The sequence below is a fragment of the Paenibacillus sp. FA6 genome (assembly GCF_051550225.1).
GTDB lineage: Bacteria > Bacillota > Bacilli > Paenibacillales > Paenibacillaceae > Paenibacillus_AQ.
In genome coordinates, this window is the sequence record NZ_CP188820.1 from 853,147 (window position 1) to 875,133 (window position 21,987).

20 protein-coding genes are annotated in these 21,987 nt (G+C 41.1%); 10 read left to right on the forward strand and 10 right to left on the reverse strand.

The annotated features are described in order from the left end of the window. Nucleotides 1-141: 141 nt before the first annotated feature. On the forward strand, nt 142-981 hold the full coding sequence (locus ACP8HI_RS03845; protein ID WP_438349813.1) for a divergent polysaccharide deacetylase family protein: 840 nt from the start codon (nt 142-144) through the stop codon (nt 979-981). Here ACP8HI_RS03845 and ACP8HI_RS03850 read toward each other — a convergent pair. Next, nucleotides 959-1,666 carry an N-acetylmuramoyl-L-alanine amidase family protein gene (locus ACP8HI_RS03850; protein WP_438349814.1) on the reverse strand — a complete coding sequence of 236 codons (708 nt, stop codon included), beginning with the start codon at nt 1,664-1,666 and terminating at the stop codon, nt 959-961. The genes ACP8HI_RS03845 and ACP8HI_RS03850 overlap by 23 nt on opposite strands. A gap of 236 nt (nt 1,667-1,902) precedes the next feature. On the opposite strand from ACP8HI_RS03850, the gene hflK reads away from it, so the two are divergent. From hflK to ACP8HI_RS03865, 3 genes are all read left to right on the forward strand, one after another. Then, nucleotides 1,903-2,952 (forward strand): FtsH protease activity modulator HflK, encoded by a 1,050-nt coding sequence (hflK, locus tag ACP8HI_RS03855; protein ID WP_438349815.1) that lies wholly within the window; start codon nt 1,903-1,905, stop codon nt 2,950-2,952. Continuing rightward, nucleotides 2,949-3,815 carry a protease modulator HflC gene (gene hflC, locus ACP8HI_RS03860; protein ID WP_438349816.1) on the forward strand — a complete coding sequence of 289 codons (867 nt, stop codon included), beginning with the start codon at nt 2,949-2,951 and terminating at the stop codon, nt 3,813-3,815. Before hflK ends, hflC begins: the two co-directional genes overlap by 4 nt. Before the next feature lie 128 nt (nt 3,816-3,943). Further along, nucleotides 3,944-4,153, forward strand: coding sequence for a YqzE family protein (locus ACP8HI_RS03865; protein ID WP_438349817.1), 210 nt, complete (start codon nt 3,944-3,946; stop codon nt 4,151-4,153). 28 nt (nt 4,154-4,181) lie between these two features. On the opposite strand, the gene ACP8HI_RS03870 is transcribed toward ACP8HI_RS03865, so the two are convergent. The 6 genes from ACP8HI_RS03870 to ACP8HI_RS03895 form a co-directional block, all read right to left on the reverse strand. Continuing rightward, a complete protein-coding gene (locus tag ACP8HI_RS03870; protein WP_438349818.1) occupies nt 4,182-5,093 on the reverse strand; it encodes a DUF4097 family beta strand repeat-containing protein in 912 nt (303 codons plus the stop codon). Beyond that, complete coding sequence (locus ACP8HI_RS03875; RefSeq protein ID WP_438349819.1) at nt 5,080-5,646, reverse strand: HAAS signaling domain-containing protein; 567 nt, start codon at nt 5,644-5,646, stop codon at nt 5,080-5,082. Before ACP8HI_RS03875 ends, ACP8HI_RS03870 begins: the two co-directional genes overlap by 14 nt. 82 nt (nt 5,647-5,728) lie before the next feature. Next, nucleotides 5,729-6,052 (reverse strand): PadR family transcriptional regulator, encoded by a 324-nt coding sequence (locus tag ACP8HI_RS03880; RefSeq protein WP_438349820.1) that lies wholly within the window; start codon nt 6,050-6,052, stop codon nt 5,729-5,731. Between the two features lie 219 nt (nt 6,053-6,271). Continuing rightward, on the reverse strand, nt 6,272-7,312 hold the full coding sequence (locus ACP8HI_RS03885) for a hypothetical protein (protein ID WP_438349821.1): 1,041 nt from the start codon (nt 7,310-7,312) through the stop codon (nt 6,272-6,274). A 179-nt stretch (nt 7,313-7,491) separates the two neighbouring features. Then, on the reverse strand, nt 7,492-8,433 hold the full coding sequence (locus ACP8HI_RS03890) for a YqhG family protein (protein ID WP_438349822.1): 942 nt from the start codon (nt 8,431-8,433) through the stop codon (nt 7,492-7,494). Nucleotide 8,434: 1 nt separating this feature from the next. Next, nucleotides 8,435-10,192, reverse strand: a complete 1,758-nt coding sequence (locus ACP8HI_RS03895; RefSeq protein ID WP_438349823.1) for a DEAD/DEAH box helicase — start codon at nt 10,190-10,192, stop codon at nt 8,435-8,437. Between the two features lie 327 nt (nt 10,193-10,519). On the opposite strand from ACP8HI_RS03895, the gene ACP8HI_RS03900 reads away from it, so the two are divergent. After that, nucleotides 10,520-13,156: an adenosylcobalamin-dependent ribonucleoside-diphosphate reductase gene (locus ACP8HI_RS03900; RefSeq protein WP_438349824.1), complete on the forward strand. Its 2,637-nt coding sequence runs from the start codon at nt 10,520-10,522 to the stop codon at nt 13,154-13,156. 784 nt (nt 13,157-13,940) lie between these two features. Here the strand turns inward: ACP8HI_RS03900 and ACP8HI_RS03905 are convergent. Then, nucleotides 13,941-14,423, reverse strand: coding sequence for a hypothetical protein (locus tag ACP8HI_RS03905; RefSeq protein ID WP_438349825.1), 483 nt, complete (start codon nt 14,421-14,423; stop codon nt 13,941-13,943). Between the two features lie 813 nt (nt 14,424-15,236). Here ACP8HI_RS03905 and ACP8HI_RS03910 point away from each other — a divergent pair. The 4 genes from ACP8HI_RS03910 (at nt 15,237) to ACP8HI_RS03925 (ending at nt 18,345) form a co-directional block, all read left to right on the forward strand. After that, complete coding sequence (locus ACP8HI_RS03910; protein ID WP_438349826.1) at nt 15,237-15,392, forward strand: hypothetical protein; 156 nt, start codon at nt 15,237-15,239, stop codon at nt 15,390-15,392. A 138-nt stretch (nt 15,393-15,530) separates the two neighbouring features. After that, nucleotides 15,531-16,058: an SdrD B-like domain-containing protein gene (locus tag ACP8HI_RS03915; RefSeq protein ID WP_438349827.1), complete on the forward strand. Its 528-nt coding sequence runs from the start codon at nt 15,531-15,533 to the stop codon at nt 16,056-16,058. A gap of 95 nt (nt 16,059-16,153) precedes the next feature. Beyond that, nucleotides 16,154-17,329, forward strand: coding sequence for an IS200/IS605 family element RNA-guided endonuclease TnpB (gene tnpB / locus ACP8HI_RS03920; protein WP_438349828.1), 1,176 nt, complete (start codon nt 16,154-16,156; stop codon nt 17,327-17,329). A 107-nt stretch (nt 17,330-17,436) separates the two neighbouring features. Further along, complete coding sequence (locus tag ACP8HI_RS03925) at nt 17,437-18,345, forward strand: S-layer homology domain-containing protein (protein ID WP_438349829.1); 909 nt, start codon at nt 17,437-17,439, stop codon at nt 18,343-18,345. 176 nt (nt 18,346-18,521) lie between these two features. Here the strand turns inward: ACP8HI_RS03925 and ACP8HI_RS03930 are convergent, their stop codons facing one another. Then, complete coding sequence (locus ACP8HI_RS03930; protein WP_438349830.1) at nt 18,522-19,286, reverse strand: phytanoyl-CoA dioxygenase family protein; 765 nt, start codon at nt 19,284-19,286, stop codon at nt 18,522-18,524. Nucleotides 19,287-19,400: 114 nt separating this feature from the next. Then, nucleotides 19,401-20,294, reverse strand: a complete 894-nt coding sequence (locus ACP8HI_RS03935) for a helix-turn-helix domain-containing protein (RefSeq protein WP_438349831.1) — start codon at nt 20,292-20,294, stop codon at nt 19,401-19,403. Nucleotides 20,295-20,525: 231 nt separating this feature from the next. Between ACP8HI_RS03935 and ACP8HI_RS03940 the strand changes: the two genes are divergently transcribed. Beyond that, the gene (locus ACP8HI_RS03940; protein WP_438349832.1) at nt 20,526-21,977 is read left to right on the forward strand and encodes a PLP-dependent aminotransferase family protein; all 1,452 of its coding nucleotides are present in this window, start codon (nt 20,526-20,528) and stop codon (nt 21,975-21,977) included. Nucleotides 21,978-21,987 lie beyond the last annotated feature (10 nt).

Sequence of the window (21,987 nt, forward strand, 5' to 3'; positions counted from 1 at the left end):
CCACATATTTGAATAAACAAGCCAAAAGCACTAAAGATTGTTGCTTGGGAATTTTGGAAGTACGCCTTTTTTAGTGCTCTGATACATAAATACCCCTCCTTACTCAAACAATGAAAGCAGAAGTAAGAAGGGGTGATCTCTATGCGTTCAATATGTAGTCGGTTTGTACAATGTCGTAAATGGGTAATTGTCTGTCTTGGGTTTAGCTTGATTTGGAACATTGGAAATGCGGAAGCAGCGGAAGTGCGTACTGAAACCTCTCAAGCCAAGCCAAAGGTTGCAGTGATCATTGATGATTTCGGTAATGGACAGAATGGAACAGAAGAAATGTTTACATTGCCTGTCAAAATAACAGTGGCCATTATGCCGTTCCTGCCAACAAGTCATCGGGATGCTGAGTTAGCCCATAAGAATGGCTATGATGTCATTGTTCATATACCTATGGAGCCTAAGCATGGGAAAGCGAGCTGGCTTGGACCTGGAGCTATAACATCAGAACTTAGTGATACAGAGATTCGTAAGCGGGTAGAAGATGCGATTGATGATATTCCATATGCGATTGGAATGAACAATCATATGGGCTCCCTAATAACAGGCGATGAAAGAATTATGTCTGTGGTGATGCAGGTCTGTCTAGAAAGAGGATTGGTCTACATTGATAGCAGTACCAATTATCGTTCGATCGTTGGTAAGCTTGCGAACCAAATGGGCATGCCTCCTGTAGCTAATCATATTTTCTTAGATGATGTTCACACGAGCAGTCATATTAATAGGCAATTACAAGCGGTAGAATTATGGGCCAAGGACCATCAGTATTGTGTCACTATTGGTCACGTCAGTACAAAAGGGGATAAAACTGCCCAATCGCTTAAAGCACAAATTCCACATATGAAGGATAATGTGGAATTCGTTGGAATAAGTGATCTTGTGAGAGAAGTATGGGGCTGGCATCCTGCCCCTATGCTACCGTCAAATAACTAATGATACCAGCTACAATAGCCTCTGCTATGGCTAATTGTTTACGTGGATTACAAAGCATGGCCCGGTCCTCAGCATTACTTAGGAAACCCATTTCTACAATAACGGCTGGGTCTAGAACATAGTTGAGAATATAATACGGTTTACCATATACAGGTTGTTGGTGTGTGGCATATAGAGGATTTAGATGTTGTTGAATGATATTGGCAAGAAGGAAGCTACGTCCTTCATTCTGATGCAACACGAGCGGGCCACGTGAATTGGCTCTCTTTCCCCAATTCACATGTAGGCTAACTACAATCTGTGTCGGAATGGAGCGACTTAACTCCTTACGCTGGGCTAAATCACGAAGGTGACGCGAAGAGTTGTTCAACCAATGATTGTCGTCGCTGAGGGCGTAATCTCCAGAACGATTCAACACAGCGTCATAGCCCTTACTTCGCAGGAGCATGAATACTTTTTTGGCGATAATAAGGTTAATATCCTTCTCCACAATATTCTGAAAAGATGTTCCACCGTCGATTCCCCCATGACCAGCATCAATTAGAATCATTTCTTTGTTGAAGGCAGATTGTGCTGGATCTTCAGGGGCAGCGATGATGCGGCTTGGGTTGAGTAATGTACTACAAAGTAAAACGATAGCTACAATAATAGCTACTAGACAACTTTTCCTGGATAGAGTGATCATTGTTTCGCAGTACCTCCCTTATTTAATGGTGGATATTTAGGTTAAATACGACAGAGTTTGGCTTGATGATCCGTCATATGTACCCTCCATTTTCGTCAAAGTAACTGAATGTTAGAATGTGCAAATATGTGGGAAAAATTCATAGAGATATTCTTTTTTGAAAAAGAAGCAACCATTGTCTAGTTCTTACGTACTACCCTATAGCGAATCATTTGTTCAGAAGGGGAGAGATGTTATTGAGTTTCAGTAATCAAGATCAGAACCACGGTAATGGTGGTCCAAAGATGCCAGATTTTAAGCCGGGAACAGTAAAGAAATTAGTTATCGGTATTGCTTCAGCAATCATTATTTTGTTTGTAGGATCATCTTCGTACTATACAGTGCAAGAGCAAGAGCGTGCTGCCATCCTTACATTCGGTAAGTATTCGCATGAGTCTTCGGCAGGATTACATTTCAAATGGCCTTATCCGATTCAACAGGTCATAACGGTTCCTGCGGAACTGACACAACGGATCCACATCGGTTACCGTGTAGAGGGGACTACATCTGTTGAAGTTGAAGAAGAAGCGATGATGATTACGGGAGACGAGAATATCGTATCAGCGGACGCTGTCGTTCAATGGAAAATAAGTAATATTCGCGATTATTTATTCAATATCGATAATCCAGAGCAATTTCTTCGTAATGCGGCAAGTTCTTCGATCCGTGCTGTCATTGGTTCAGAGAAATTAGATTATGCAATTACAGATGGTAAGACGGTTATTCAAGATAAAGTTAGAGAGAAGTTACTAGAACTACAGACCAAATACAATACAGGTATCCAAATTATCGATATTAAATTCCAGGATATTGAACCCCCAAGCGGCCAAGTTACAGAAGCATTTCGTGAAGTAACGAATGCGCGCGAAGAGAAGAATACAAAAATTAATAATGCAGCTAAATATGAGAACGATCTCATTCCGAAAGCACGAGGCGAAGCTCAAGCACTTCTTGAGAACGCCGAAGGTGAGAAGAAGTCACGGATATTAAATGCAGAAGGTGACGTGGCTCAATTTAATGCGATTTATACGGAGTATAAGAATAATCCAAACGTTACTGAAAGCCGCTTGATCCTAGAAACTTTAGAGAAAATTCTTCCTAATGCTCAAATCTTTATTACGAATGCCAATAGTGATACAGTGAATTACTTACCATTAAATGAGCTAATGCGAAGTGGTTCGAATAGTTCAGCTACTTCGACCAAACCACCTGCTACAACTGCTCCAGAAGGAGGTGCTGCACAATGAAGAAGAACAATTGGGTAGCTCTTATATCGGTCGTACTTATTCTTATTTTGGCATCGGGATCTATGTATGTTGTCAAGGAGGGAGAGTATAAAGTCGTTCTTAGATTCGGTGAAGCAGTAAGGGCGGTTCCAGAACCAGGTCTAAAGTTTAAAATACCGTTTATTGAGAATCTTTCAACTCTTCCTAAATATCAGATGACCTATGATAGCTCACCAACGACTATATTAACGAAGGATCAGAAGCCGATTGTCGTCGATAATTACACGGTATGGCGTATTAATAACGCTTCGAAGTTTCTAAGAACTGTTCAATCGGTTAGCGGTGGTGTTCAGCGAATAGATGAAGCTGTCTACAACTCTGTTCGTCGTAAGCTATCAGAAGTAAACTATGAGAATATTATTAGTGAGAATACAGAACGCGGTAACATTAATGATGAGATAACGAAAGACGTTATTGAAGCATTAACGAGAGATGATTATGGTATTGAGATTATTGATGTACGCATCAAACGTACCGATTTACCAGAGGAGAATAAACAAAGCGTATATAATCGAATGATTTCTGACCGTCAATCGATAGCAGCTCGTTATTTATCCGAAGGTGATGAACAATCCCGCAAAATAACGTCTAAAGCAGATCGTACGTCAACGGAGCTTCTTGCCCAAGCGCAAGCTGATGCCAAGAAGATTATTGCGGAGGGCGAAGGAGAAGCGGCAAGGATCTATAACTTGGCATACGGTAAGGATCCACAATTCTACAGCTTCTACCGGACCTTAGAGAGCTATGTGACGACGCTTAAGAACGAACCAGTCATCATGTTGCCAATCGATTCACCTTATGCAAAAATTTTGCTAGGTAAGTAATAATTAAGAACCGCGTTCTATCCGATACTTCGGAGAGGACGCGGTTTTTGGTTTAAAATCTCTGCTAATTGCACAACCTAGTCATAAGTACTCTAAATGTAAACAATAAGCAAGGGGGATGAGTAGTTATGGGGGATGAACTGAAATTGGTGAAATATATTACAGAACAAGTAGTTACATACATGGAAACACCACGCGAAGAGCGTCGTAGAGCTGTGAAAGAGCCTTGGTCCACGAAATGGTTCGGTATGATACCGATCGGTCTGACTCTGTGGAGACGGAATAGACATCCCATATCCGAGGCATCATGGCAAGATACTGACGGGGAAGAGAATTAACCTTTGTTACTTTTAGTGGTACGGACAATCATCGGTTTTCCACAGTTATTTTTCCATCCTTCGAAGATAAATTGATTTTAACTTCTCCCGATCCAATTGTAACGTTAGATCTTTCTTCGCCGAAAATCTTAATGCTTCCGTTATCAGCCTGTGCATGAATCGTCGCATTTGTAGGCTCGCTAGCAGTCAAAATATCAATGCGACCATTATTTGTAGTGAAGTCAATCGGGTAATCAAGTGAGTCTGTCAACAATTCGATCTGCCCGTCATTCGCATTTGCTGAGAGCTTGCCTTTGATCTCTTCCAGCCCGATCTTTCCGTTATCAGCAACGGCGGAGACTAAATCTGCCTGAATGCGTTTAAACTCAATACGCCCATCATTTGCTTTAGCTTTGATGGTAGAGCCAATCATATTTTCCGCTTTTATTCGACCGTTATCGGATTCAATAATAATCGAATCAGCGTAAATATCTCTTAATTCAATCCGTCCGTCATTCGCTTTAACATTTACTTCGCTTGCCTCCATATCTTCTGCTGAAATCGAACCATTGCTGCTCTGAATCTGGACGGTGTCATACAGTTTTTTCGGTACATACACTTTCAATGTTTCTGATTTCGGAACAATGTCGAAATTATAAAGTTTAGGACTCGCTTCTTTATAGACAATTGATAAAATGGAGTCCTGAACGGTAGCCGAAACCTTATTTCTACTACCACGTCCTGAAATTTCGATAAACGCATCCGCTTCATTTGTGGGAATCAGTTCAACCCGAGCATCATTGATTGATATCTTAATGTTCGTGAAATTCTCATCTTTAATTGTGATTTCTTCCGTAACCCATTCGGATTTTTGTGTTAAATTATAGGTCAAAACACTTCCGACAACACCGACTAGTAAAAGGAGTAAAGCAATAATCGATAGCTTTTTAATGTTCAGCATGTTTTAAACCTCCTTTCACAAGTTTCATGTTGAATTTCATATAGCAAACAAAACCGTTCATCAAAGACTTCGTAGCGAATAGCATACCAATTGCGATGAAGAAACCGAGTCCACACAAGGCTACTGAACTGAATAAATCGAAATACTCAAATGTACTTGGGTAAATAATAATATTTAGCAAAACGAGGAGAGGTGCTGCTATAAATCCAATGCCTGCCACCCAGCCAGCAATAATTACAGCGAGTATTGCAATGAATGGTCCAAGGACAATAATAAGGTTGAAGAACCCTAAACCAATAAGAGCCCACATTGCACGCATAATATTACCCGTTGTTACAGTAGTTTTCGCTTTTTCAAGATGGTATGTTGCGGACAACTCTTTGCCTATATTTTTTGGAGAACCAAGGGAGGTTGCAATTTGCTCTTCGGATTTCCCATCTAACAGTCCATTTGTGAAATACTCTTCATAGTCCTGTAATATTTCCTGCCGGTCGTTGATAGGAAGTCGTGTTAGAGTTGATTTTAGTTCCTTTAGAAATTTTTCCTTATTCATGTAAACATTCCTTCCAAATAAATTTTCTGATCTATTCTTGATTGGATTACAATGCTTCAACTATCTGTTGGAAAATTAAATTTCATTCATTCCGTAAACTTTCCTCGATCAATGTATTCACGCCATCCGTGAAATTCCGCCATTCCGCCAACTGTTCATGAAGATACTGGCGACCTGTCTCTGTCAACTTGTAATATTTCCGTGGAGGACCTTCCGTTGATTCCTGCAAATAGGTCGTGAAATAACCCTCCTTTGTCAAACGGCGAAGGAGGGGATAAACCGAACCTTCCGAAATGGCAATCTGATTGGAAATCTTTTGTACAAGTTCGTATCCGTAGCGATCTTGCTTGTCGAGAAGGACAAGAACACATAGATTCAAAACACCTTTTTTGAATTGAATATTCATCCAACAACTTCTCCCTCACTACTAATTAATGTATAGTACCGATTCATGTGAAGTACTTGCTGAAAAAAATATATCACATGGTACTATCCATTGCAAGGTACTGATAAAATAAATAGTGCGGATGCACCTGACACCCACACTATTCTAAATTATTTGTTTTAGGATCTTTTATATTTGACTTTTATTTTTTGATTGAACCTTTTCATCCACATAACAGGATCATTCTGTCAACTCAGGGAAAGCGCGGAATTCCCCTTTGCTGCGTAAGAGAGATAAGGGAAGATATCGCTGTCCGCTCAGACCGGTACCTACATAAATAGTCTGTTGCGGAGTAGCTTTACTAGAGGTCCATTTCTGAAAACCTGATACTGCAAAGGGTCCGCCCACATCATCATTATGATAGGGTGCCGTGAAGATTAAGTTGTTATCATTATTGATATAGTTGACTATATCGTCGTCAGATAGCAGCGATAGACGTGGGGTTGTGATCCACATGAGATTTGCTAGTGGGTCTCTTTCCCCTTGTCGAGCTACCGCAGCTGCGGATGTAAAAGAGTAATCTTGTTCAGTAAAGTGTGCGGTATCTAGCATAGAAGTTTGTAGGTTGAGCTTCTTTAAGTGCGATTCGTCCCAAGGAAGGACGTCCATGGTTAGTGCGTTAAGGTATAAGGTCTCATAGTTCCCAAATGATATTTTCCATAAAGGGAGTAATGGTGCATAGAGAGGCTCTATGTTAGTTGGGTACGCATACTTAGATGATGAGGAAATGATGTCTGACTGCATCAAGGTCTGATGCAGGGAAGTTAGATCGTAAGGTACCGAGGGACTGCGTCCGTATTCGCTGAGTATATAGGCTTGGGTATCACTGTCTTCTGCTGTGAAGATGAGATAGCCGAGTTCTTGTTGATTCATGGATACGGTAACGAGCCAGCTATGTGTACCAGGTCCTAGCGGGAAGTACCCAAGTTCGGAATTCTTCCAAGAAGCGAATGATGCTTGTTCTGAAAGTTGCTCGACAACAGTCTCGGTAAGAGTCTTTAAGACGGAAGGAGCAGGAATTGAACTCTGACCTGTTGTGACAGCCCAATCCGAAGGCTCATTGGGAGATTGCACTGTAGTCTTTTTCACGACAAAGGACTCTTTAGATATTGCAGTAGCACTGGCAACAGATACAGAAGTCGATGGCTGAGTGGTAGATATCAACAAATGCATACTGAGCAGGACGATCATTAACTTGGATACTGAAGGCAAGGAGTTCATACAATCCACCTTTCACTAATAGAGGTTGTCCAAAAAGTCGACATTTTGAATACGCACTAATGGGAACTTATTACAGTGTAAAGGACATGCTTTAAAAAGGGTGTTGCAAACTGTCATGACGTCAATGAAAATAGAGGGTCTTATTTTGCCCTCTTTTAGCGATGGAAGTCATACTATCCCTATTGCATAGGTCTTAGGTGAAATAGACCGCATGTTATGGCGGACAACTTCACTTTGGGCTCATATTGCCATGCCATTTCACTACGTCTTGCATCGTATTGCTCACGAATGTGGTTGTTCTTCTCTTCATCGGGGTCATTCATCATATGTTCATAATAACCATCAATAATTACGAGCTCATCCTTCAAACGTTCCTGTGCCTGATCTGCCCATTGGTAATCGAGCTGACCGAGTGAAGAAATTAGATTGGATTGTAACTGTTCGGCAGCCTTGCCTAAAGACAGTTCCGCAGGGTTAATATGAACATTCTCTGGAATTCTAGGGCTTAAGCTTCGACCTACTAATTGTTGACGGAAATCCTCTGTTATGACGCCACTTAACAAAGAGATACCCATGAAATGTAGTTGTTCTTTCTTCACATCACAAGTCATCTCTACTTTGAAGCAGACCGCTAACCAAGGTTCATAGGCGGCAGAAAACAGAGCGCGTCGCTGCAAGATTCCTGGTTCTTCAAATAAATAGACAGAGGAGCCCTCTCGTCTAGCGGCATCCCATATTTGTTGAAGTCGTTGACTTCCATAGTTCACATCTTCACGTAGAATTCGACCGGGTCCCATGCGAGGCATTGTAGGTGTTACATCGAAATAGCGTGATAGTATACTGTCTTGCGGAATCCCCTCACTATTCATTACAGGAGCAGGCTTAACATCGGGAACAGTATAACGTTCGGGATCAAAGACAAAGGTGTAGCACAAAGTCTCGGGATCTACTCCTGTACGCTCAACAAATCCCCAGTAATAGGGACGATTCGTTAGTTGTTTATCTGCTTGGGGCGATAGCTTCACCGTGATATGATAGGGAGATTTCTCGATGATTTGACAGTCGGTGGCCTCTAAATAAATCATCATATGTTGTTGTACTTGATCAGAAGACATACTCATGTCATGCTTCTTCCTCTCTTAAGTCACTTATACTACTGATGCCTTCATCTTCAACTTGCCGCTTTACTTCATCTAAAGTTTGACCAAGTGTACTGACCTTTTGTCTTAATTCCTCATCAGATTGGGATTCCAATACAATTTTATAGAGACTCTTCTCTAAAGATTCCTTTTTCTCAAAACGCTCTAGTATGACATCGAGTCCACCAATGACGGTCTCGAACATATTAATCTTTTCATGTAGCAAATTTAAAATATGTTCTTCAATCGTTCCCGTTGTAGATAAATTGTATATCTTCACATCATTCTGTTGACCTAATCGATGGATTCTACCAATTCGTTGCTCCACACGCATCGGGTTCCAAGGTAGATCGAAGTTAATCATATGATGGCAAAATTGTAGATTGATTCCTTCGCCACCTGCTTCCGTAGCAATCATCACTTGTGCTCGACCACGAAATAGATCCATCATCCAATCCTTCTTACCACGATTCATACCTCCACGATAAGGAACGCAATTCAGTCCATGTGCACGAAAATACTGCAATAAATACTCTTGAGTTGCACGGTATTCTGTAAATACGATCACCTTTTCATTCATATCGCGAATAAGTTCCATCGTTTTCTCGGCCTTGGTGTTGGACTTAATTTCTTTGATCATATAGACAAGATCCCATATTTTGGTGCGAAGAGGGGAATCCTCTGGCATTTTCTTAGTTAGATTTACTAACGTAACGAATACAGCATCACGGCTACTGCATACTTCGCGTTGAAGGGTCACTAAGGACAGCATACTGCTGAGGTTACTTCCGGCTGCATCATACTGATCTTTCACATAAGAAGTCACACCGTCATATAAAGCTTGTTCGTCAGGAGATAGTTGAAGATTGACATTACGAACTGTTCTTTTGGTGAAAATAGTAGGACCCTCGCCCCGGCGATTACGAATCATGACCTTGGAAAGTTCGTCCTTCAATAGCCCTTCATTCTTAGCGATGCGCTTATCGACTACATAGTTCGTGGAGAACTCACCCTGTTTACCAAGTTGACCAGGCTTCAGCAGTGTGATCAGATTGAATAACTCACCAAGGTCGTTCTGAACAGGAGTTGCTGTGAGTAGCAGGCAATATTTCTTTCTGAGTTTCTGAATGAATTGGTAGTTCGATGTTTTCTTATTCTTGAGTTTATGTGCTTCATCAATAATGAGCATGTCATATTCTTGATCTAATAGAATGTCCTTGTGAGGATCTCTCTTCGCTGTATCCATAGAGGCTACGACGATATCTGAATTCCAAGAGTAGGCTTTCTTCTGAGCGACGGCTTGAATGCCAAATTTACTATTCAACTCACGGACCCACTGTAGAACCAATGATGCTGGTACGAGAATAAGTACTTTTGAGACCAGACCGCGAATGATATATTCTTTTAGAATGAGTCCAGCCTCAATCGTCTTACCCAGTCCTACTTCATCTGCCAAAATAGCTCTCCCAGACATGTTGAATAATACTTTACGTGCTGTATCTATTTGATGGGGAAGGGGGATTAGACCCTGTAGATATTTGAGACATTGTAATTCATCAAAACTGGTAACCAAGCGGGATTCTTCACCCTGCACGGCCAATTGGAATAATCGCCAGTCTCCCCAGGGACCGCCTTTATCAACGCGATTCTCTAAATCTTCAAGCCAACGATTATCAATAACTAGTGGAACGGGTAGATCTTGTGTTGTAATGATGTGAGGATGAGTGGTTGGCGTATCCATGATTACCCTCCCTTTAGAATGAATGGAATTCACTGTAAGGTGTAGTATGCACTGAAGTAGTGGAGTTCATAACTATAGATTTTTTTGCTATATAGATTTGAGTGTATTCCAGAAGTTTTTCAAAAATATAATATGAAAGAAAGAGATTATAGGAGGAAAATGAAGAATGTCCAATAAGGAAGAGCTTTCTTGGCTTAAATTTCACTAATTCGGCATAGAATTACAATATGTAGTGTAGTATAATATTATAAACACAATATATTGTGGAATGTAGATCTGGGATCTTGGATTTCAAAACATGAATACCATTAATGGGAGGTCGTTTTTTTGAGCGAATTACAGCATACAAGCCGATTAGAAGGCTTAAGTGAGAAGATATTTCTAGATAGATACGCGTGGAAAGATGCGGATAGTAATAACGCTAAGGTAGGGGATGTGGTTCTGGTCCTGACGAAGGATGATCCTAAATTCCCTGCGAAGGAAGTAGGCGAAATTGTTAAGCGCGAGGGTAGATCGGTAACGGTGAAGACGCGTAGTGGCGAACTTGTAGAGTCTCAAGTTGAGAAGCTTACATTGAATATTGAGAAGACACCTGAAGAGATGTGGGATCGCTTGGCGAAGGCGATGTCCTCTGTTGAGGAAACGCCAGAGCTTCAAGCCGAATGGCAAGGGAAGTTCCGTTATCTTTTGGATGATTGGAAGCTTGTTCCTGGGGGACGGATTGCGGCAGGTGCTGGTGCAAGTGAAGAACTCACCTTATTTAACTGTTATGTTATTCCTTCACCTAAAGATAGCCGTGGCGGTATTATGAATACACTTTCGGAGATGACAGAGATCATGGCACGCGGTGGTGGCGTAGGTATTAACTTATCATCCCTTCGACCGCATAGATCGATCGTCAAAGGAGTGAATGGTTCATCAAGTGGTGCTGTATCATGGGGAGGTCTATTCAGTTATACAACGGGTCTAATTGAACAAGGCGGTAGCCGACGTGGAGCGCTCATGTTGATGATGAACGATTGGCACCCTGATGTACTAGATTTCATAACTGTGAAGCAGACGATGGGTCAAGTTACGAATGCTAACCTGTCAGTATGTGTAAGCAATGGGTTCATGAAGGCCGTGAAAGAAGATCTAGATTGGGAATTAGTGTTTCCAGACACAACGATGCCTGATTATGATGAAGTGTGGGATGGCGATTTAGATAAGTGGAAGCAAGCTGGACGCAAAGTGATCCCTTATCGTACGGTGAAAGCACGTGAAATCTGGAATACGATTACGGAAGCGGCATGGAAATCTGCTGAACCTGGTATAGTATTCATGGAACGTTATAATGACATGTCTAACAGCTGGTACTTTAATCCGATTATTTGTACGAACCCTTGTGGTGAGCAAGGATTACCGGCTTGGGGTGTATGTAATTTATCGGCGATTAATTTATCGAAGTTCTACGATGCGCAGAAGCATGATGTGGATTGGGACGAGCTAGCAACAACAACTCGTTATTCGGTGCGTTTCTTGGATAATGTCATTAACAAGACACCATATCACTTCGAAGAGAATGAGAAGAACCAGAAGAACGAGCGTCGTGTAGGTCTCGGTACTATGGGGCTGGCAGAACTGATGATTAAGCTGAATATTCGTTATGGAAGTCCGGAATCGTTAGAATTTCTTGATAAAATATTTGGTTTTATTGCTCGAGAGTCTTATTTGGCATCGGCTGATATTGCGGCAGAGAAAGGTTCATTTACAGCATTCGATGCTGAGAAATACTTACAAAGCGGATTTATGCGTAATATGACAGAAGCCTTCCCTGAAGTGGGTCAAGCTATTAGAGAAAAGGGTATGCGTAACGTGACAGTCATTACTCAAGCGCCGACAGGTAGTACGGGTACAATGGTTGGAACTTCAACGGGGATTGAACCGTATTTCGCCTTCAAATATTATCGTCAAAGTCGTCTAGGTTATGATGAGCAATTCGTACCGATTGCACAGGAATGGCTTGAAGCACATCCTGGTCAGGAATTACCGGAATATTTCGTTACATCGATGGATCTATCAGCGAAAGAGCATATTTATGTACAAGCAGCGATTCAGCGCTGGGTAGATAGCTCTATTTCGAAGACAGCCAACTGTCCGTCCGACTTTACTGTAGAAGAGACAGCAGAGCTCTATGAGCTGGCATTCGATCTAGGTTGTAAAGGCGTGACCATCTATCGTGATGGTAGCCGTGACGTACAAGTTCTAAACACAGAAAAGAAGGAAGATGAGAAGGAATCTGTGGACAATGTAGCACAAGAAGTGGAAGAAGAGCAGCAAGTAGTGGATCACATTGCAGGTGAAAATGTGGCTCTGGAATCACTGAGTGGAAGCTTGACGTCTGAAGCGACCGTTGAATCGCAAGAGACGAAAGTCGTTGACAAGCAGTATAAGAGACGTCCACAAGTCCTTCGTGGAGCGACATATAAGGTGAATACACCATTTGGAATGGCATATATAACAATCAACGATCTGAATGGAATCCCTAGCGAAATCTTCCTAAATGTTGGAAAGGCAGGATCTGACGTATTCGCTATGGCCGAGGCTTTGGGCCGTGTATGTTCCTTGTTCCTTCGTTATGGAGATCATGGGCAGAAAGTGGAACTCCTTATTAAGCATCTTAAAGGAATCGGTGGTTCCGGTGCTATTGGCTTCGGCGCGAACCGTGTGGAATCCATCGCAGATGCTGTTGCGAAAGCACTGGAATCTCATGTGCAGAGTGATACAGGGAGTGAACATGATCACGATCCAGCACCCGCAGCTACAACGCGCGCAGTAGAATCAGCGAACGCTGGCTCTGGCCAACGTAATCACGGCGTTAAGCAAACATCTCGTGATCTATGTCCAAGCTGTGGTTCAGCAGCGCTCATAAGCATCGAAGGATGCAAGACGTGTAGTAACTGTGGATATAGTAAGTGTTCGTAATATAATAACCTTACTTAAATAGTCCTGATTGTTGTGATGGATCATGAAAGCTGCCAAAATGGCCACAACTGATGCAAAAAGTGACTCACGAAAAATGATAAATCTGAAGAGTATTCAACTAAATGCATAAATAATATATGGGCAATTTTGTGGTTTGGTGAAATTGATCGCTTACGATAAAATAAATTTGTGACTAAGCGTGGTAACTGGAAACAAGCGATCTTCGAGAGGGCGGCTAAACCTTTATCTCGATTGATCGCTTGTTTTGTTATAATTGATGATGACTGAAAACGACGAGTTCGTTTATTGACGGTCATCGAAGGGATGTCTCCTTGAATCATAATATTGGATTCGCCAAATGATGCATAATTAAAATAGGAATAACTCGGTTCAAAAATGTAGATAATATCCTCCGATTGGCTTTATCATTTTTCCCTAGTTATCACTTCTGTTAAAATACTTTTCATTCAACTCTTCACTCAGCTTTTCTAAATGACCTTCATTAATAATATAGGTATCATCACACAATTCTTTGATATCCTCATAATTATGACTTGTAATCATAATGGTATTGTTATTGATTTAAGGAGAAGAACGAAAGTTCGGAGAGCTTGTTTCATGGCAAGCTCTGTTCCCCTATGCTTGCTTGGTAATTCATTCGCTTTTCCCATGAGTTTCCACCCAAATCGCAGCCAGTTACAAGGGCCCACTGCCCCGAGTTTAGGTATTTCACGGATTCAGGGTATCATATTGGGCTAAACATCGAAATTATCTCCTTAAATTTTCATCTTAATTCTTCCACAAAATAACAAAGTTTCCTATTGGGGAAATATAGAACAACTAATCTATCAGATTCATAATTGAACTCTTGCCACAAGTAAACTTCATTAAAATTTGGTATATTATCTTTAGAAACATCTAAGCGCAGCAATATATTCTCAACATAATTTTTTATATCTCTTTCATTATCATGAAGAGTATCCCCGGAATATTTTTTTAAAATCTTTCTTCCGCTTGTTGACTCTAATATTGAGGAAAAGTGCTTTTCTTTAGATTTAAAAATAGTATAGCGTATCCCTTCCCCGCGAAATCCACCTTGATTTGTATATTGATCAAGTTCCTTAAATTTGGAAGGCAATTTCAATTGCCAATTTACCTCATATTGTCTTTTGTTCGAGAAATTTTTTTTTGCTTCGTTAAATAGATATGCCGGCAATAAAATGGAAACGATAATAACAATAACGACCAAAACATTTATGACTTTCATTTCCAAACCTCCAAAGGCCTTTTCCAGATTTGTCTACTATATTCTATTATTTTCTATTATTTAAAATATATTAACACATAAAAAATAATAGAACAACATTGCTTCGTCGCTATATTTGATGGATGGTGAGGTCTAAAGCATAGAGAAGTAGAGCAGACTGTTCCTAAGAAGACTAATAGGGAGGAAAGAACAATGAAGATATTTAGTAGCCGAGAAGATCATGTGATTGCAGCGTTATTTAAAGTGGCGTTGCAGGTGGAAAAACCATGGAAACTGAGAGAAACTAAGTTTGACGAACAGGAACAAGGCTAGCACTTATTTATGGACTTTAAACGCTCATTTTTCCGCACAGGAAAGCATTGTTGTAGTCACTCATGGCAGATTGATTACAGACTTTTTGGTAAATGAATTTTCTCAAGAAGAGCTGGATAATAAACACCTGAATTTTATAAGTGAACAGAGCAATTTGGTTTCAGAATGCTCTATAACTAAAATTAGATGTGTTGCTAATGGATTTATATTATTCGATTTTGCAAACATTACCCACTTACAATGTTAATCTAACGGGACACGTTAGCTCAATCAAACAGTGACAGTCTAGGACTTTATTTTCTGGTCCAAGACTGTTACTGTTTTTTTAGTTTAGAACAGAAGACAAACATCAGTTCAATTCTGCAAAAGCAGCACGCATTACAAAACAATAGAATTATATCTAAATTGTTGTCAGATGACCATATTCACGATGACGAGGTATTTACTGATAGGTCTCAGCAAAGCTTCATTAGCGCCCGAAGACGCCGAAGGAGTTTTTGAATGTTTGTGGGGAGAATGAAAGTATACCCGACTTCGACTATTTTGCTACGTTCGGATAATAGAATGCGCAAAAGCAATATGGTACTTTTAATGTTGTCAAATCAAAGTATTGTAGAGTGGAGGAAACTGGGTAATGAAGTGATTAGTGCTGGTTAGGAACAACCAAGATTCTTACATGCAGATATGGTTATTGGAATCGCTAATCAGAATTATAGTGAGGTGTAGTATTAAATTAAACGACAGATGACTAAAGTATGGTCATGGTTATGATTAGCATCACTTATAGTTGGATTCATGGCTCCTATGCTTATGATTACTCCAAGCTATGCTGCTGATAGAGACTACCCAATTGAGCAGAGTGTAACTGTAAAGCTTATGAATGGAGGTAAGGAAGTAGCAAGCACGACAACCTATGAGGACGGAAAATTCTTGTTTCTTAATGTAGCAGATGGTACCTATACAGTTAAGTTCAGCACAGTGGTAGGCTATAATATTGTAACTCCAGTTACCAGTGAGGAAAGTATCACAATTGATTCGGGTGAGAATTTCTATTCTATAGGTGCGCTGTACTCCCAAATACCGAACGTTGCCGTAGTGCAAACAGGGGAGATAATTACACGTACTTTAAAATTTGCTTATCCTGATCAAGGAACATTTAGTTTTGAATTAGTAAAAGCGCCAACAAATGGAACACTATTAGATTACTATAATTTCCCTATGTTTCAATATGAAGCAAAAGAAGGTTTTACGGGTAAAGATGAATTTATCATTTTCCGAAAGAAGACTTCCACCTCAATGAATGTGAAGGGCAAAGCCCAATGAGTAGGTGGGAGATGAATTTCGGTTGGCGATAGCCAAATCCTTCCACCATATGATATAATAGAACGAATGTTCTTGGTATGATGGAGGTATGACTCATGTTAGTACGTAAAGCATACAAATTTCGTATCTACCCAAACAGAAAACAAGCAGAACTCATTCATAAGACCATCGGTTGTTCAAGGTTCGTCTTCAACTTTTTCCTTGCCAAACAGAAAGAAAAAGATGCCTATTGGTACATCGTTGAAGAAATGAGACAGAATGGCCAATTACCATCAAACAACTGGAAAGGTGCCTTTTTCAATAAATATGAGTCTGTCAAAGCTGTGCGTGAATTAAAAAAATACTATTCTTTTCTTAAAGAAGTAGATAGTATTTCCCTTCAAAAATCGGTTGAAAACTTAGCCGATTCATTCCAACGCTATTACAAAAAGAAAAACAAACAACCACGTTTTAAATCAAAAAAGAATGCTGTTCAATCTTATACAACCAAGTATACGAATGGCAATATAGGTGTCATAGAAAATCGCATGAAGTTGCCTAAACTTGGATGTGTTTGCTTTGCCAAAAGTCGTGAAGTAGAAGGTCGCATATTGAGTGCTACCGTCAGATGTAATCCATCTGGTAAATACTTTGTTTCTTTAATGACTGAAATCAAAATCATCGAATCTCCTAAAACAAAATCGATCATTGGAATCGATCTAGGTTTAAAAGATCTTGCTATTTTCTCTGATGAAACGCTCTATTCGAACCCTAAGTTTTTCTACATGTTTGAAAAGGAATTAGCCAGAGCGCAAAGAATCATGAGTAGACGAACCATAGGTGGTTCAAATTGGCATAAAGCCAAAATAAAAGTAGCACGTATTCATGAGAAGATTACCAATGCACGAAAAGATTACTTAGACAAGATTTCAACCAACATTGTCAAAAACCACGACATGATTGGGATGGAAGATTTGTCGGTATCGAATATGCTTAAAAATCACAAACTGGCTAAAGCCATCAGTGACGTATCATGGTCACAATTCAAGAGAATGATTGAATATAAAGCGAAATGGTCTGGAAAACAAGTCGTTACCGTTGCTAGAAACTTTCCTTCCAGCCAGCTCTGCTCAAGTTGTGGCTACAAAAACATAGACGTTAAAAATCTCGGACTACGTGAATGGGACTGCCCAGAGTGTCATACCCATCATCAAAGAGATATTAACGCAGCAATCAATCTTAAAGATGAAGCCATAAGGCTTCTAACCGCAGGGACTGCGGGGCTAGCCTAATCCAAAACCGACCGTTAGGTTGGTGTTCCTAGGAATCTCCCACTTCAAACAGACCGTAAGGTCGGTTAAGTGGTGAGTAGTTCAACGTAAATGTCATTACTGATAGTTTGGTCCAAACAATTGTTAGAACGATTGAAGTTATTGAACCGTTTGAGTTTCCTGTTAACGGGCCGCCTAACATAATCAATGAAACGAAAGAAACGATGCGAAATACGGCTGTATCTGGAGATCCCGTAGCAGTAGATTTGGAAATGGATCCGTTATATTTTGAGGTTGATAGCAACCCTAGCCACGGAACAGTAATAGTGAATGTGGATGGAAGCTGGACATATACGCCAGAAGCGAATTATGTAGGTACGGATACATTCACAGTCTTCGCCCTAACTGGTGAAGGTGGCGATGAATATTTATCGACGATTAAAATAATTATTAATCCAGAACCAAAACCAGATCCAAAACCAACACGAGATCCCGAACCCTACACACCACCGAATCCTGCATCAGCCCCAACACCTAAAGCAACACCAAAGCCTCCTGTTGTACAGCCACCTAAATTAGAGTATGATCTTCATTTCGACTATATAATTGGTTATCCAGATGGTACATTTGCACCGGAACGGCCAATTACAAGAGCTGAGTTTGCAACAATTGCTTCAAGATTTGATAAATTGGATGAAAGAACGAATGACCTTTTCACGGATATCAGTGGACATTGGGCAGAGAGGTACATCGCATCCTCTGCGAATAAAGGCTGGATAAATGGGTATGCGGATAAGACCTTTAGGCCTGATCAATACATCACACGTGCTGAAGCCATGACCTTAATCAATAGTGTATTAGATCGACATGTCCAGACCAAAGACATTCACAAAGACGCGAAGCAGTGGCCGGATAACAAGCCAGAACAGTGGTATTACAGAGATGTCCTTGAAGCAACTAATTATCATGACTACAGTAAAAAGGATAAAGAAACAGAGATTTGGCTAAAAATTCTTCCGCATCGCGTGTATCCATAAGCTAATGGAATAAAGCTCAGCTTCCGTACCATCGTAGTTACCTCGATGGCGATCATGGCGATCATGACCCTCCAGTCCTCAAGTGGACTGGGGGTTGTTATATACTCAAATTGTAGACATATTAATAGACATGAGATTTTTCGAAAGTGTTTTTGAATAGAATGAACGATCTTAATCTAGTAAGCTCCTTTATACTCTTTGTAAATCTCGTTCTCGCCACAAATCATCAAGCCTTGACCCCAGTTGATATGTGTTTCTTCTGTTGGGAAATCCATCGGATCGCGATATTGAAATAGAACATTTCTTCTTGGGCGGCTACTGCGATTGGTATCGGAGCCATGGATCGTTAAATAATTGAAGAATAATACATCGCCTGCTTTGGCCGGACAAGGTGTCCCCATGCTGAGCGGATATTCTTTATGGTTCAAGTAATGTTTACCCATGTGAGGCAATAAACCTGCTTTATGTGATCCAGGAATTACACAGAGGCAACCATTTTCCATATCGGAATCGTCAAAATGCACGCTCGCTGCTAACATGGTATGTTTTTCATGAGGGAAATAGGGGGTATCCTGATGCATCGGAAAAGCAGCACCATTCTCGGGTGGCTTAACTAGCATCTTAGAGTGATGAAGTTGTACATTTGGTCCAATAATTTGGGACACTACATTTACCATATTCGGGTGAATCGCGGCTCTTGTGAAGGAGGCGTCATGGTAATGCACATCATGGAAGCCTTTAAGTACTAGCTTTTTCATTTCCTCGGGTGGTAGATAATCTCCAGTCCAAGCGGAATTGGCATCATATTTTGTCGCAGCGGCTTTAACAATAATCCTATCTACTGCGTTTCTCATTTCTTCGACTTCATTTTGGTTGAAAACCTCTTTGACTAATAAATAACCATTCTCCTTAAAAAATTCAACCTCATTTTGTGTAATCATCTTTAATCCTACCTCCATGTTTCTCAATTTGATTTCTATAAATCGATTATAGGAGATAGGTAGGCAAACTGTCTTTGCAATAATACGACAATCCATTGTAATTTTAAGACAAGATTATGTGGGAGTACTTTCGGTGGTGTACTTATTTCTATGCGCACCAGGGGGAATTCCCATTATGCTTGAAAATGCTTTTGTAAAATAATGAACGGAGTTAAATCCAACCTTTTCTGAAATGTTCTTAATGGGTTCATTCGTATACTTAAGCAAATTGGCTGCAGATCGAATCCGTTCGGATTTTACGTATGTGACATAGCTTTGGCCTATTTCAGCTGTAAATAGTCTAGATAAGTGACGGCCCGATATATGTAAATAATTCGCTAAGTCATCTAAGTGCAACGGTTGCTCTAAGTTGTCACGGATAAAAGCCTTAGCTTGATTGAGCAAATAGAGGGATGCCTTGTCTTTAGGCAATTGCAACGTCTTTTCAGTGTGCTCTGTGAAGGCGGTATAGAAGGAAAGGAGTAAGGCTTGGGCGATACTAACAATAATCTCTTTATTAATAAACTCGGGCGATTCGAAATGCTTAAGCAGCGCTGACCATAGTAGGACGCTTGATGAATTTTGGCTATTGGGGATGAGGAACTGGTTGGTGCGGTATAACTTATGGAAGCGTTCTAACATCTCAGAACCAGAGTGGATAGGGTCAACATCGAAAGCTACATAAACCAGGTACATTTCATTTTGACTACGGATTTGATGCCATATCTCTGGTCTTGAACAGAATAAGGTTCCTGTTTCCAAAACAAATTGTGTACCATCATCCAGGTAAATCCCCTGCCCCTCCACTACGTAACATATTTCAAAAAAAGAGTGCTTGTGCAGCGGATTGTGCAAATGATGCGGATTGATTCCCCAGTAATGGACGTCAAAGGTGATCGAATGTTGCTTGAGTACATTCGCTAAGCTATTTAAGATATAGGATGTTTTTGAAGCGTCTATTAAATACATGGTATAACCTCATTTATAGAATTGTGGCTATCTACGATCAGAACTCTAGATATAGTTCATGATTTAGTGAATATTATATATTTAACTGGAAGATGAAACCAGCATAACTTGAATTTTAATGAATGCGCATACGCCAACCCCCTAAGAACCACGACTGGATGAAAAATCCGGGGTCGTGGTTCTTTTTTTACCCTGCTGACTGTGCCATGATAGCTATGGGGGCGATGATGAATGTTTAAGGATTTCAAGCTCATTGCAGGACGACCGGTATATATACAAGTCAAAGACTATATGAAGCACTTAATTATAAAGGGCGCTCTACAAGGCGACCAGAAGCTCCCGTCCACACGTGAAATGGGTGTGCTGCTGCAGGTGAGTCGCAACTCGGTAATCGCTGCTTATGAGGGGCTGGAGGACGATGGGTTTGTTTACGCCGTTAAAGGGCAAGGGAACTACGTGGCCCCTTCTGCACCCGGCACGGTTAAGGTCTCGTCTAGATTCATGGATTGGAAAGCGCATTTGAACGGCCACGCCTTGCTGGCCGAAGAGCTGGATATTATGAAGCACGGCATCCGTGCGGAGAAGGGGACGATTTCTTTTACCAGTATTGCGCCTGATGAGGGGTTGTTCGATCTTGATAATGTAAAGCGGGCCTTTATGGACCGGATGGCTGTGGAAGGAAATGTCCTGCTGAACTACGGTTATGCCAAGGGCTACAAGCCGTTGATTGACTATTTGCACCAATATATGGAGCACAAGGGCGTGGATATGAAGGGCAAGGACATTCTGATCACCAATGGCTTTACGGAGGGTTTTAATATTGTGCTGTCTGCCCTAAACCGGAAGAGTGGTCATGTCCTGACCGAGAATCCCACGCATCATACGGCGATCAAGAATCTCAAGCTGCACGGCTTCGGGATACAGGGAATTCCCATGGAACGGGATGGCATTCACCTGGGAGAGCTGGAGAAGGCGTTGGATGAGGGAGAGTACGATTGTGCCTACTTCGTGCCTTCGTACCATAATCCGACCGGGATTGTTATGTCCCCTGAGAAAAGACAGAGCCTGATGAAGCTGATGGCGGGATACGATATTCCGGTCATTGAGGATGGTTTTAATGAAGAGCTCCGTTATTCGGGATCGCATGTATCGCCGCTGATTGCAACGGCCGGTGCAGGCAACAGTGTGATTTATCTCGGAAGTTTTTCCAAAGTCTTGTTCCCCGGTCTTCGGGTAGGCTGGGTGCTGGCTGATCAGGAACTGATCTATTACCTGGAGAGTATCAAGCGGGCGCAGACGATTCATACTTCAACCTTGGATCAATCGATTCTCTATCAATATTTGTACAATGGCAATCTGGAGAAATATTTGAAAAAGGCGAGAGCGGAATATAAACGGAAGTATGAGCTGACCTTGGAATGCTGCAAGCAGCATGTTCCTTACCAAACATTGACGGGCGATGGGGGACTACATTTGTTCGTGGCATTTGCCGAGGGATTTAATACGAGAGAATTACTTGCGGCGTGTCGTGATCAAGGGGTTATTTTTACAGCAGGAGAGATGTTCTATACCGATGGTGGCGGGCAGCATACGATGCGGCTGGGATTCTCGAGAGTGGCGGATGAGGACATCCGCAAGGGAATCGAGGTTATTGGTGAAACAGCGCACAAACTAATGGGATGAAGGAGTGCTA

Coding starts and splice junctions, on each gene's coding strand:
- ACP8HI_RS03915 (WP_438349827.1), top strand. CDS start 15,531: ATGGCTCCTATGCTTATGATTACTCCAAGCTATGCTGCTGATAGAGAC.
- ACP8HI_RS03910 (WP_438349826.1), top strand. CDS start 15,237: ATGTTTGTGGGGAGAATGAAAGTATACCCGACTTCGACTATTTTGCTA.
- tnpB (WP_438349828.1), top strand. CDS start 16,154: ATGTTAGTACGTAAAGCATACAAATTTCGTATCTACCCAAACAGAAAA.
- ACP8HI_RS03880 (WP_438349820.1), bottom strand. CDS start 6,052: ATGAATATTCAATTCAAAAAAGGTGTTTTGAATCTATGTGTTCTTGTC.
- ACP8HI_RS03875 (WP_438349819.1), bottom strand. CDS start 5,646: ATGAATAAGGAAAAATTTCTAAAGGAACTAAAATCAACTCTAACACGA.
- ACP8HI_RS03870 (WP_438349818.1), bottom strand. CDS start 5,093: ATGCTGAACATTAAAAAGCTATCGATTATTGCTTTACTCCTTTTACTA.
- ACP8HI_RS03935 (WP_438349831.1), bottom strand. CDS start 20,294: ATGTATTTAATAGACGCTTCAAAAACATCCTATATCTTAAATAGCTTA.
- ACP8HI_RS03865 (WP_438349817.1), top strand. CDS start 3,944: ATGGGGGATGAACTGAAATTGGTGAAATATATTACAGAACAAGTAGTT.
- ACP8HI_RS03850 (WP_438349814.1), bottom strand. CDS start 1,666: ATGATCACTCTATCCAGGAAAAGTTGTCTAGTAGCTATTATTGTAGCT.
- hflC (WP_438349816.1), top strand. CDS start 2,949: ATGAAGAAGAACAATTGGGTAGCTCTTATATCGGTCGTACTTATTCTT.
- ACP8HI_RS03885 (WP_438349821.1), bottom strand. CDS start 7,312: ATGAACTCCTTGCCTTCAGTATCCAAGTTAATGATCGTCCTGCTCAGT.
- ACP8HI_RS03905 (WP_438349825.1), bottom strand. CDS start 14,423: ATGAAAGTCATAAATGTTTTGGTCGTTATTGTTATTATCGTTTCCATT.
- ACP8HI_RS03845 (WP_438349813.1), top strand. CDS start 142: ATGCGTTCAATATGTAGTCGGTTTGTACAATGTCGTAAATGGGTAATT.
- ACP8HI_RS03930 (WP_438349830.1), bottom strand. CDS start 19,286: ATGATTACACAAAATGAGGTTGAATTTTTTAAGGAGAATGGTTATTTA.
- ACP8HI_RS03895 (WP_438349823.1), bottom strand. CDS start 10,192: ATGGATACGCCAACCACTCATCCTCACATCATTACAACACAAGATCTA.
- ACP8HI_RS03890 (WP_438349822.1), bottom strand. CDS start 8,433: ATGAGTATGTCTTCTGATCAAGTACAACAACATATGATGATTTATTTA.
- ACP8HI_RS03940 (WP_438349832.1), top strand. CDS start 20,526: ATGTTTAAGGATTTCAAGCTCATTGCAGGACGACCGGTATATATACAA.